14 protein-coding genes are annotated in these 12,220 nt (G+C 35.3%); 3 read left to right on the forward strand and 11 right to left on the reverse strand.

The features are described 5' to 3' along the window. Positions 1-12: 12 nt before the first annotated feature. From QW060_RS08005 to QW060_RS08025, 5 genes are all read right to left on the reverse strand, one after another. Positions 13-456 (reverse strand): Na+/H+ antiporter subunit B, encoded by a 444-nt coding sequence (locus QW060_RS08005; RefSeq protein ID WP_290363118.1) that lies wholly within the window; start codon positions 454-456, stop codon positions 13-15. Then, positions 437-2,761, reverse strand: coding sequence for a putative monovalent cation/H+ antiporter subunit A (locus QW060_RS08010; protein ID WP_290363119.1), 2,325 nt, complete (start codon positions 2,759-2,761; stop codon positions 437-439). Before QW060_RS08010 ends, QW060_RS08005 begins: the two co-directional genes overlap by 20 nt. A 124-nt stretch (positions 2,762-2,885) precedes the next feature. Further along, positions 2,886-3,542 (reverse strand): fructose-6-phosphate aldolase, encoded by a 657-nt coding sequence (gene fsa, locus QW060_RS08015; protein ID WP_290363120.1) that lies wholly within the window; start codon positions 3,540-3,542, stop codon positions 2,886-2,888. Positions 3,543-3,554: 12 nt separating this feature from the next. After that, the gene (locus tag QW060_RS08020; protein ID WP_290363121.1) at positions 3,555-4,202 is read right to left on the reverse strand and encodes a hypothetical protein; all 648 of its coding nucleotides are present in this window, start codon (positions 4,200-4,202) and stop codon (positions 3,555-3,557) included. 12 nt (positions 4,203-4,214) lie between these two features. Next, positions 4,215-5,021 (reverse strand): SDR family oxidoreductase, encoded by an 807-nt coding sequence (locus QW060_RS08025; protein WP_290363122.1) that lies wholly within the window; start codon positions 5,019-5,021, stop codon positions 4,215-4,217. Between the two features lie 310 nt (positions 5,022-5,331). Between QW060_RS08025 and QW060_RS08030 the strand changes: the two genes are divergently transcribed. Both QW060_RS08030 and QW060_RS08035 read left to right on the forward strand, forming a co-directional pair. Continuing rightward, the gene (locus tag QW060_RS08030) at positions 5,332-6,351 is read left to right on the forward strand and encodes a M28 family metallopeptidase (RefSeq protein WP_290364721.1); all 1,020 of its coding nucleotides are present in this window, start codon (positions 5,332-5,334) and stop codon (positions 6,349-6,351) included. 12 nt (positions 6,352-6,363) lie between these two features. Continuing rightward, entirely contained in the window at positions 6,364-6,837 is a 474-nt protein-coding gene (locus QW060_RS08035; protein WP_290363123.1) for a hypothetical protein, read from the forward strand. 28 nt (positions 6,838-6,865) lie between these two features. On the opposite strand, the gene QW060_RS08040 is transcribed toward QW060_RS08035, so the two are convergent. From QW060_RS08040 to QW060_RS08060, 5 genes are all read right to left on the reverse strand, one after another. Then, positions 6,866-7,270 carry a hypothetical protein gene (locus QW060_RS08040; RefSeq protein WP_290363124.1) on the reverse strand — a complete coding sequence of 135 codons (405 nt, stop codon included), beginning with the start codon at positions 7,268-7,270 and terminating at the stop codon, positions 6,866-6,868. A gap of 57 nt (positions 7,271-7,327) precedes the next feature. Beyond that, positions 7,328-8,242 carry a cysteine synthase A gene (cysK, locus tag QW060_RS08045; RefSeq protein WP_290363125.1) on the reverse strand — a complete coding sequence of 305 codons (915 nt, stop codon included), beginning with the start codon at positions 8,240-8,242 and terminating at the stop codon, positions 7,328-7,330. A gap of 17 nt (positions 8,243-8,259) precedes the next feature. Next, positions 8,260-9,063 carry a serine O-acetyltransferase EpsC gene (epsC, locus tag QW060_RS08050; RefSeq protein WP_290363126.1) on the reverse strand — a complete coding sequence of 268 codons (804 nt, stop codon included), beginning with the start codon at positions 9,061-9,063 and terminating at the stop codon, positions 8,260-8,262. A 225-nt stretch (positions 9,064-9,288) separates the two neighbouring features. Next, entirely contained in the window at positions 9,289-9,933 is a 645-nt protein-coding gene (locus tag QW060_RS08055) for a DedA family protein (protein WP_290364722.1), read from the reverse strand. A gap of 52 nt (positions 9,934-9,985) precedes the next feature. After that, a complete protein-coding gene (locus tag QW060_RS08060) occupies positions 9,986-10,291 on the reverse strand; it encodes a rhodanese-like domain-containing protein (protein WP_290363127.1) in 306 nt (101 codons plus the stop codon). A 99-nt stretch (positions 10,292-10,390) separates the two neighbouring features. On the opposite strand from QW060_RS08060, the gene QW060_RS08065 reads away from it, so the two are divergent. Then, positions 10,391-11,053, forward strand: a complete 663-nt coding sequence (locus QW060_RS08065; RefSeq protein WP_290363128.1) for a thiamine diphosphokinase — start codon at positions 10,391-10,393, stop codon at positions 11,051-11,053. On the opposite strand, the gene aroC is transcribed toward QW060_RS08065, so the two are convergent. After that, a complete protein-coding gene (gene aroC, locus QW060_RS08070; protein WP_290363129.1) occupies positions 11,050-12,093 on the reverse strand; it encodes a chorismate synthase in 1,044 nt (347 codons plus the stop codon). The genes QW060_RS08065 and aroC overlap by 4 nt on opposite strands. Positions 12,094-12,220 lie beyond the last annotated feature (127 nt).

Here is a 12,220-nt window from a genome sequence, read left to right on the forward strand (position 1 = left end):
TATATTTTTCTATTACACATTTTCTGATATGGTAAACAAAATTGTCAAAACCACACCAATTACGACTAAATACACTCCTAAATCAAATATCAGGGCTGTACCAAACGCTCCGATTACCACTACAGAATCTGCAAACCAAACACCAGTCATGAAAGGATCTCCAAAGAGAGTAGGTAAATAACCGCTGCAAAATGCTAATAACAAGCCGAGCGGAATGAGAAACATAGGCGGAAATTTAAATAAAGCAATTGTACGACGGGTGTTGTAAGCAAACGAATGAAGTACAAAAGCAATAGAAGCAATAAGTCCGCCAACAAATCCTCCTCCGGATAAGTAATGGCCTCTTAATAAAACAAATATTGAAAACAAAATTAATAAAGGCAATAAATAGTTTGTTGCCGTTCTCAATATGGTTGAGTCTATATTTCTATGCGTATTATTCTGTTTTTTCTCCATCTTTAGTTTTATATTTTAAAATACTGTAAACTCCAATGGCAGCTATAGACAATACAATAGTTTCAATCAGTGTATCGAAACCACGGAAATCTACCAAAATTACATTTACTACATTCTTCCCTTTTGCGAGTGTGTATGCACTGTCTGCATAAAATTTACTCACCTCTTTATCAGATGGATATACAAGTGCCTGTAAAGTAATTAATGAAATAAGAATTCCAAAAATTGTAGCAATGATAGCATCACGGATTTGTATTTTTCGGTTGCTGAATTTCAAAAAGGATGGTAATCGAAACAATACGAGTACAAATAAAACTACTGTCAATGTATCAATAGCAAATTGCGTCATTGCTAAATCCGGCGCTCCATAAAATACAAAAATCAAACAGATTGAATATCCCACCACACCCAGTGCTGCAATGGCGGTTAATCTGGAAGAGGTGTATGTGATAAAAAATATCGCCACAATAATCATTATAAATACGGCGAGTTCATATATACGAATCGGAGATAGTTGTTCTGTATTAATTCTCAGCGGTACATCTGCAAAAAGCTTATACCCGACAATACCGATAAAAAAAACAATGATAAAAAGAAGATAAATGCGTAAATACCCATTGTGCATGATACGCGTATATTTAAAAGCAAATGTTTTTATATTCTGAACAACAAAAATAACCAATCGTTTAGATGATATTTTGTCAAATTCTTCTATAAATACCTCTGCTCCTTTTGTCGGTTTCATCACCATATAAAGTAAAACTCCCAATACAATAGTTGCCATACTCAATAGCAATACTATACTGAACCCGTGCCAAACTTCTAAAGGCATATCTATAAATGTGCCTCTTACGGCTTGCGAGGCCGATTTAATAACCGTATTATCAGCGATAGCAGGCAGCAATCCGAAAAGCAAACTTGCCATACTCAATAATACCGGAGGTAGCCATAACAAGAAACCCGGCATATGTGCTTTTTCAAGTTTTGCCGGTAATTTGCCAAAGAAAGGTTTTATACCTACCAAAAAACCTGACGCCGCTAATAAAATATTAGTAAGGACTGCCAACGAAGTAAGAAAAATAACGGAACCCTGAGTCCATATATTATCATCCATAGTAGCGCCATAAATAAGTTCTTTGCTTATAAAACCAAACGTCAGCGGAATACCCGCGCTTGAAAATGAAGCAATAATACCCGCAAAAGCAATAATAGGCATCACTTTTTTAAGACCGCTAAGTACTGTAAGATCTCTTGTATGCGTTTCATGGTCCACAATTCCAGTAATCAAAAACAAGGCTGCTTTATATAGTGCATGAACCAGCATGAAAGTACATGCTGCATAAAGCGCCATATCTGATCCCATACCCAGTAAGAAAACCAAAACTCCCAGAGCTGATATGGTTGAGTAAGCCAATACACTTTTCATGTCTGTTTTAAAGATGCTGTTAAAAGCGCCAAAAAACATAGTAGTACCACCAACAATCATCAAGGTCATATTCCATACATTTCCATCACTTAATATAGGCGTAAATCTGGCAATAATATATATACCTGCTTTTACCATGGTTGCAGAGTGCAGATATGCAGAAACAGGAGTCGGTGCCTTCATAGCGCCCGGAAGCCAAAAATGAAACGGAAACTGTGCTGATTTTGTAAAAGCAGCAGCAAACATGAAAAAAATAATGATATAATAAAATGTACTGTCAACAAGTACATCCGATTTTGTCAAAAGTTCATGAATAGAATAGGTTCCTGACAATGAGCCTATTATCACAAATGAAGCCAGAAGAAAAAATCCGCCTAATCCTGTCAATGATAAAGCCCAAAGTGAACTTTTTCGGGAAGCTTCATCTTCATTTTTGAATCCGATAAGAAAAAACGAACTGATACTGGTAAGCTCCCAAAACACAAATAAAGTAATCAGATTATCAGACAGCACCAGACCTAACATGGCTCCCATAAACAGTGTGAGATAACAATAAAAACGGTGCAGATACTGATGTCCCCTTAAATATGAGGAAGCATACAGATACACTAAAGTACCAATACCCGTAATCATGAGACTGAATAACAGTGACAAGCCGTCAACCTTAAAATCAAGTGAAATCCCCAATGACGGAATCCATTCGTTTGAAAATAAAATGCTATGGGTACCGTCACTTACATTAATAAGAAAGCTCAGGAAATAAGTAAATAACAGAAAGGGGACAAAGGTGATTAATTTAAAAAATTTTGAACGCGTATATCGCCCTAAAAGCAATGTTCCAAAGGCAACTACAAAAATTAAAATAATCGGTAAAAGCATATATGTTTTTAGTATTTTTTCCTTATCCTCTTTATATTATATTATACGGTGGTTTGTAAAGATAAGAAAAAAAATAAAAAAAGCCAGATATCACGTAGCGGACAACTGGCTTTTTAAGTTATTATTAACTATTTCCTTTGGCATAATCATCGAGAAATTGTTGCAACCCAATGTCGGTTAAAGGATGTTTGAGCAGTCCTAAAATAGAAGACAATGGTCCTGTCATAACATCAGCTCCGATTTTAGCACAATTGACCACATGCATGGTATGCCGAATTGATGCTGCCAGAATTTGAGTTTCAAAAGCATAATTATCATAAATCATACGAATCTCATCAATAAGGTTGAGACCATCAGTAGAGATATCATCAAGGCGTCCCAAAAAAGGAGAAACATAGGTTGCTCCTGCTTTTGCAGCCAGTAATGCCTGCCCTGCAGAAAAAACGAGAGTTACATTTGTTCTGATTCCTTTGTCAGAAAAATATTTACACGCTTTGATCCCTTCTTTTGTCATTGGAATTTTTACCACGATCTGTTCATGCAATTCTGCAAGCTCCTCACCTTCTTTAATCATTCCGTCATAATCTATGGCAATTACTTCTGCAGAAACATCTCCATCTACAATATTACAAATATCGATATAATGCTTTAGTATGTTATTTTTACCTGTAATCCCTTCTTTAGCCATTAAAGACGGATTGGTGGTTACTCCATCCAAAACGCCTAATGCCTGAGCCTCTTTAATTTGCTCTAAATTTGCCGTGTCTATAAAAAACTTCATTTGTGTTGTATTTTAAAATTGATATGATGCATTAAAATTAATTTCAGCTCCCAAATGTGTATACTTTGTTATTCCGGAATTATTCTTTTCCAGTTCATCAAATTTAGCATAAGAAATGCTGATTTTAGGTCCTATGCTAAGATTTTCTGTAAGATAATAATTATTCTGCACACTTGCGATTACTCCAAACGTATTTGACGTAAGTTTTTGCTCTCTGAAAGGCGAAGAATTTTTCATCGTCAGGGTTGCATATGATGGGGTCAGTACAAACGTTGCATCGGCTGTTTTAAAGAATGATTTACTTTTATACATAAAACTCACTCCTGTAAAAGTGATGTCTTTTTTTAATTGATTCGGAATTGCATCAAAACCAACAGGACTGGAAATGTTTTCATATGAGTTATAGTTCCTTTTATTGAAATCTATCTTCTTATAGGTAAGACCCATAAAAATCCTACCATCAAAAGCCAAACGATATCCGGCATTGAGTTCATACGTTTTATAAGCCCGAAGATACTCTGAAATATCGTTATCAGTGTTATCTGTAAGGGTGAAACCGACCCCTACATTAGCTGAAACAATAAATCTCTGATGTTCAATAATCTGTGAAAAACCTTTAAAGGTTGCGAAAAATAATAAAAGTAAAGTAGTTTTTTTCATGTTTTAATAAGGTTATTTTAATTTATAATGGTTCATAAGTATTTTTTCATACATCCTGTCCGGAAGAATCTTTTTCAAGACAATTGAAAATTTCTGCATAAAAGCGCCCACCTTGTAATGGATCCGAGGCTGATCTGTATGCATGATTTTATAAATAGCCAAAGCCATTTCTTTAGGATTTAATCCGTCATCAACATGTGTATTTATTGTAGCCAATTGTTCTGAATATACTTTCTCATAAGGAGATCCTTTTATGAGCGGAGCATGAAATCTACGGGTAGCGATATCCGTAGCAAAATCACCAGGAGCTATGTTCACGACATCAATACCAAAAGGTTTTACTTCCATACGAATAGATTCTGTTATCAGTTCTAATGCGCCTTTTGAAGAGGAATATATTCCCCGGAACGGTAATCCCATATATCCCGCAATAGAGGTAACATTAATGATCAATCCGTCTTTTTGCAATCGCATCTGAGGCAGAACAGCTTTCATAACCTCAATCGGACCGAATACATTGGTTTCAAAGTTGTTTTTTATTTCCTCTGCCGGGATTTCTTCAATTGGCCCCGTGATGCCAACACCTGCATTATTAATTACAACATCCAGTCTGCCTTCTTTTGCAATGATAGTTTCTACCGCTTTTTTAATTGTATCTGTCTGCCGTACATCCAAGGCAAGTAACTGTATTTTAGAAGTTGTTATTTGTTGCGGATTACGACTGGTACCATAGACGATAAAGCCTTTTTCCTGTAAGAATTCTCCGATTGACTTTCCGATACCCGATGAGCCTCCCGTGACCAAAACTACTTTTTTCATTTGTATGATTTGCACACAAATATAACAATAGCTTTCTAATTTATATCTTTAAAATAGTATGCAGACAACTAAAAAATGATATTTAAGAAAAGTGTGTCCTGTTTAGGTGAGAAAATACAATAAAAAAGCCTGCCAATTTCTTGGCAAGCCAATTCTTATAAAACATAATAAAAACACTACTTAGTACGAATATACTAATATTTTTAATACTACAATATAAATTTGATAAAAAAAATAAACAAAAATTTAAAAGATCCTAAAAATTCTTTTTGTATTGCTTAAAAATGTACATTTGGAATTAAAAATAATTATGAAACATTCTAATATATACATATTTATCAGTTTCTTTTTCATAATAAGTTCTTTTGGACAAAAAAATAACCAGAACGTAAAAAATACCGATCTTACTCATTATCTTAAACAAATTGAGAAAGAAAACCTAATAACTCATGTTACCACACTTGCAGCTGATGAAATGGAAGGCCGTAGAACAGGAGAAACAGGTCAGAAAAAAGCAGCAGCCTATATCCGTGATTTTTATGAGTTACAAAATATTTCTGCAGCCAAAGGAACATCTAATTATTATCAAAAAGTACCGTCAGAATTTATGCAACGGCCATTTAGCCCTACACTCTCAGACAGTGAAAATGTGATTGCCTTTATTAAAGGAAGTGAGTTTCCCGATCAATACATTGTATTATCTGCCCATTATGATCATATTGGCATGGCAAACGGAGAAATATATAACGGAGCTGATGATAATGCTTCTGGAACAACAGCGGTATTGGAAATCGCACGTGTGTTTCAAAAAGCTGTAAAGGAAGGTAAAGGTCCAAAGCGCTCTGTTATTTTTCTGCATTGTACCGGAGAAGAATACGGATTACACGGTTCCAGATTTTATACCCAATATCCCCTATACCCTCTCGAGCAAACAATTGCCAATCTCAATGTTGATATGATTGGGCGCATTGATGATAAACATATTGGTACTGGTGATTATATATATCTGGTAGGTGCTGACAGGCTTAGCAAAGATCTTCATAACCTATCAGAGGCTACCAACAAAAAATACACCAATCTTATATTGGATTATACCTATAATGATCCTAACGATCGGGAGATGATTTATTACCGATCCGATCACTACAATTTTGCAAAAAACAATGTACCTGCTATTTTCTATTATAACGGTACACATGCAGATTATCACAAACCTACTGATACTTCAGACAAGATCATGTATGATGCAATGCTACCCCGTGTACAACTCATTTTTGCAACCCTTTGGGAATTAGCAAATAGTAACAAACCTATTAAACGAAATAATTAACAATCATTACAGATGAAACAAACCCTTTTTATACTGATTACATTTATGTCGGTTACGGCATATAGTCAGACTATTCCCGACACTGAATTTAAGATTAGTGAAATCAATACGTATATTGAAGACATCAATGAGAATGAACAGTTTGAAGTTGAAAACATTAATGGAACACTGAAAAAAAACAATAAAGATATTGATTACAGCATCAGCTATTTTGCCTTTGACGCCACTCAACTCTTTTCTGTTATCTATCAGGAATACGATGAGATATCTACCAATAAAATTTTTTATTACAAGAAAAACAAAGTAGTTGCAGCGATTGTAGAAATAATAAATAATAAAGATAATAAGGATCGTCTTGAAGAGCAGGCAATCTACTTTTATGATGTGGATACATTGCTCAATACAGCTGAAATCAATGAAAAATATCCTCACGATTCATTACTAAATGAAGGAAAAAACAGGTTAAAAGAATTTTTAGCTCATTAAAAAAGAGGTTTTGTTGAAAACCTCTTTTTTATGTTACAATGATTACTTTTTGAATAGCAGAACCATCCGGACTGTTAAAGGTGAGTGTATAGGTCCCGGGCTGAGTAACTCTGAAATACAGTTTTTGCGTTTCATTTCTATATACTTCAGAACATTCGCATCCTGTATAATGGTTGATGACTTTAATATTCCAGTCAAATCCATTTTTTTCGATTTCAAATTTCTTAAAAGCACCGCAGGAATTTTCTATTCCGTAAATGACGTCTAACGGTAAATCATAATTAACAGCAACTGTCAATGTTTCACTTTCTACAGATGCAATTAAGGCATGCTGGTCTCTTTCACAATCAGCTGCTTCATTATCAGATGAACATGCTGAAAGTGTCAGGGTACCCAATAAAATCAGCGTTGCTATTCCTTTAAAATATCTCATTCTTTTCAGTTTTTTATAAAAATAACAAAATTTCAAGGATTAATTTATTTTTTACCCCTAAAATAAACCTTCTACTGATAAATAACGTTCTCCTGTGTCATAATTAATGGTGAGTACTTTACTTCCCGATGGTAGTTGATCTATTTTTTTTGCAATAGCAGCAAGTGAAGCTCCCGTAGAAATTCCTGTAAGAATCCCCTCATTTCGTGCCAGTTTTCTGGTGAAGTCAAAAGCTTCTTCTTTTCCTACTGTGATTATTTCATCAATAAGGTCTTTTTTAAAAACCTTAGGAACAAACCCTGCACCGATTCCCTGAATAGGATGCGGTCCGGGTTCACCACCGCTTAATACTGGCGATAGTTCAGGTTCAACAGCTATGATCTTAATATCCGGGTATTTTTGTTTTAATACGGCTGCAATACCCGATATATGTCCGCCTGTTCCTACACCTGTAATCACATAATCTAATCCGTCCGGAAAATCAGCTAAAATTTCCTGAGCAGTAGTATGACTGTGTATTTCAGGATTGGCTTCATTTTCAAATTGTTGTGGTGTCCATGCATTTTCAATGGTATTCACTAACTCCTGAGCTTTTTCAATAGCTCCTTTCATACCTTTTTCACGAGGAGTCAGTTCAAATTCTGCTCCATAAACCTCCATCAGTTTTCTACGTTCTATACTCATGGATTCCGGCATTACTAAAATCACTTTATATCCTTTTACAGCACCTACCAATGATAATCCGATTCCTGTATTTCCCGATGTTGGTTCAATGATAACGCTGCCCGGTTTTAATATTCCTTTTTTCTCGGCATCTTCTATCATTGCTAATGCAATACGGTCTTTAATACTTCCTCCCGGATTAGTTCGTTCCAGTTTTATCCAGATTTCTTTATCCGGTGCTGCATATAATGTATTGATCTTGACAATAGGCGTTTTTCCTATTAACTCCAGAATGTTATTTGCTTTCATTTTATAATGGTTTTAGGTTAAATGACAAAATTTAATGGTTCGGGAAATATTTTATTGCTTTTAATAACGATCTCGCTTTTATTAAAAACCAGAGAATTTGCAGGTACAGAAGATGATATCCATACATTACCTCCTATCACAGTATCTGTTCCTATAACTGTCTTTCCTCCCAGAATGGTAGCATTGGCATAAATGATCACATTATCTTTAATAGTAGGATGTCTTTTTGTTTCTGCTTCTTCTTTCTTTACATTAAGTGCTCCCAGCGTGACTCCCTGATAGATTTTTACATGGTTACCAATGATAGCCGTTTGCCCGATGACAATACCGGTTCCGTGGTCAATAAAAAACGAATGACCGATTGTGGCTCCGGGATGAATATCAATTCCCGTTTTCCCATGTATATATTCTGAAATAATGCGTGGAATAACCGGAACATTCAATTGCCACAATATATGCGCCAACCGATATACTGCAATAGCATAAAACCCGGGATAAGATAAGATGATTTCATCGCGTGACTTAGCAGCCGGATCAAATTCATAAATAGCTTCGAGATCTAAAAAAAGTATTTTATGCGTTTCATTCAATTCACTAAAAAAAGCTACTGATACTCTTTCCTGCTCAGGCAACTGTTGTAAAATTATATCTAATTTTTTATACAAGTGGGTATAGGCTTTTGAAAATGCTTCTTCATCAGCCAGAGATTCTTCCGTGGCAAAAAGCCATTGATACATCTCATCTATCCATTGTATGATCTCCTTTCTATTGATAGAAAGGCGGTTTAATGACTGGTTTCTGGTTAAAATATCGTTTATCATAAGTATTAAATAAAAAAGTCTCTGTAATATTTTTACAGAGACTCAATGGTATTGTTATGCGGTTATAAAATGTTACACTACATGAAATCTCTGTCCGGATATCCAGCAAAAGCAATTAGTAGTATAGCACATGGTGTGATTCATATTTTAATTTTGATGTAGCAAAAGTAAAAAAAATACAGAAACTAATTATAAGAAAATCTTATTTTAATAAAATTTTAGTTTTTAATTCTTTTTAGAAGTGTATTTCTCTTTAATTACAGAAAAAATAATAGGTAATACCGAAAGTATGATAATCAGTAAAACTACTTTAGAAAAATTGTCTCTTATAATGGGAATATTTCCAAGGAAAAAGCCGGCAAGTGTAATTCCTACCACCCAAAAAACTGCCCCTACTATATTATAGGTAATAAAAGTAGCATAACGCATTTTTCCTATACCTGCCACAAACGGAGCTAAGGTTCTGATTATCGGTACAAACCGTGCAATAACAATGGTCTTACTGCCGTATTTCACATAAAAATCATGTGTTTTTTCTATGTGCTTTTCCTGTACAGGCTGTTTACCAAACAGTTTTACTTTTGTAAGTTTCATTCCAAACCTTTTACCAATAGAATAGTTTAAGGAATCACCTAAAATAGCAGCAATGAGCAATAAACCAATTAAGAGTATAACATTTAGTTCATTGGGCTGAGCGGCAAGCATTCCTGCTGCAAATAACAGAGAATCACCCGGTAAAAAAGGCATTACCACAACACCTGTTTCAACAAATATAATTAAGAATAAAATGGCATATACCCAAATACCGTAATCATTTATAAATTCAACCAAATGCTGGTCTACATGCAGTATAAAATCTATTAGTTCCATCATTGCTTTTCACTTTTTAGCACATACATAAAAAAAAGGCTTGCGCCTTTTACTATTTTGTTGGTCCCTCCCATTCGTTCATTCCTCCGATCAGGTTAAACGTGTTTTCAAAGCCTAATTGCTTCATCAGCATACAGGTTTGTCCGCTTCTGTTTCCGGAACGACAGTACACATAATAGTTTTTATTTTTATCTAATTGCTCCAGTTCATTTAGAAACTCCTGTCCTTTATAAAAATCAATATTAATTGCCTGCGGAATTGCTATTTCTTCTACTTCTTCTTCAGAACGAACATCTAATAAAACAGCATTTTCATCTTTTTGGTAGTTTTCCCACCATTGGTCCTGTTGTAAATCCATTGTATTGTTTTTTAATAGCTCCAAATATAAACATTAATCCAATTCTTTAAAAATGTATCTTTTCTATTCTGATATTTTTTTTACTTTTGAAAATAAAAAATGTCTTCACATCATATCGTACGCGATGATCAGGAACCCGCTTTAATCATTGCCAACGGAGAAAGCTGTAACAGGGAACTTCTCAACCAGCTGCTGGAATGGTCACCTCTGGTCGTAGTATTGGATTCTGCTGTAGATCGCGTCCTTGAATTAGGAATTAAAATTGATGTGCTTATCGGAGATTTTGATCGTGGTTTTGATTATAATAGATATAAAGAGCTTCAATACCCGATCGAAATTATTAAAATAGAAGATCAGAATTCTACCGATCTGGATAAGGCATATAATTACCTGATAGAGAAAGGAATTCCAGCTGTAAATGTTGTTTGGGCTACTGGAAGGAGAATGGACCATACTTTTACCAATCTTACCAATATGGTAAAGTATGCCGGACAACTCAAAGTGGTATTACTGGATGATTATTCAAAAGTGTTTCTCTTGCCAAAGCACTATAAAAAATGGTATCCTGCCGGTACTACTATTTCGCTGATACCCATAGGGCATGTGGAGAACATTTATACTGAGAACCTCGATTACCCTCTCTGTAATGAATCTCTGACACTGGGCTTCCGAACGGGTAGCAGTAATGCTGTTACCAAAGACGGTACGGTAAGCATACGGTATGAAAAAGGGTATTTACTGATGATGGAATGCAATGATTAAAGCATAAAGTCTGCCAGCACTAATGCTGCCATTGCATCTACAACCGGAACTGCCCGTGGCAGCACACAGGCATCATGCCGTCCTCTGCCTTCTACTATTTTGAGCGTTCCATCAACGGATAGCATTTCCTGAGGCTTTAGTAAAGTTGCAACCGGCTTAAAAGCTACTCGAAAATAAATATCCATTCCATTGCTGATACCTCCCTGAATACCTCCTGAATAATTCGTTTTTGTGCTACCGTCTTCGTTGAAATAATCATTATGGTCACTGCCTCTCATTTTTGAGCCTTCAAATCCGCTACCAAACTCGAATCCTTTAACTGCCGGTATAGAGAGCATTGCTTTTGCCAATTGCGCTTCCAAACGGTTAAAAACGGGGCTGCCTATACCAACAGGTACATTTTTGATGACGCAGCTCACCACCCCTCCAATGGTATCACCTTCTTTTTTTACTTCTTTGATAAGCTCCTGCATTCTTATTGCCGTTGGTTCATCAGGACAACGAACTATATTGGCATCTATAGAAGATAAATCTAATTCTTTATAGTTTTTTTCTAAAACAATATCTCCAACCGAAGAAACATACGCATATATTTCAACAGGACGGATAAGCTGTTTAGCCAAAGCACCGCCAACTACGCGACAAGCCGTTTCTCTTGCTGAGCTTCTGCCACCACCTCTGTAATCTCGGTTTCCATATTTTTTAAAGTACGTATAATCTGCATGACTCGGCCTGAAATAATCTTTCAGATGATCATAGTCTTTAGATTTTTTATTTTCATTATCAATAAAAAAGGCAATAGGAGTTCCAGTGGTTCGTCCCTCAAATATTCCCGATAAAAAAATGACCTGGTCTTTTTCCTTACGCTGACTTACTATAGCGGATTGTCCGGGTCTGCGTCTGTCTAACTCAGCCTGTATTTTTTCTAAATCGAGAAGAATATCAGGCGGACAACCGTCAATAATACCCCCTATTTTCTCTCCGTGCGATTCTCCAAACGTAGTCAATATAAAACGTGTCCCAAAAGAATTATCTGCCATTTTATAATTTTTTTATAAAGGTACTAAAAAATAAAAGCTACCAATCGGTAGCTTTTAAAATCAAGTAAACAACAAACAAACAAAGTCATTCATAATTGATGACTTAAATTTACCCTAATTTAGGAAT

It is taken from the genome of Paenimyroides ceti, from assembly GCF_030409925.1.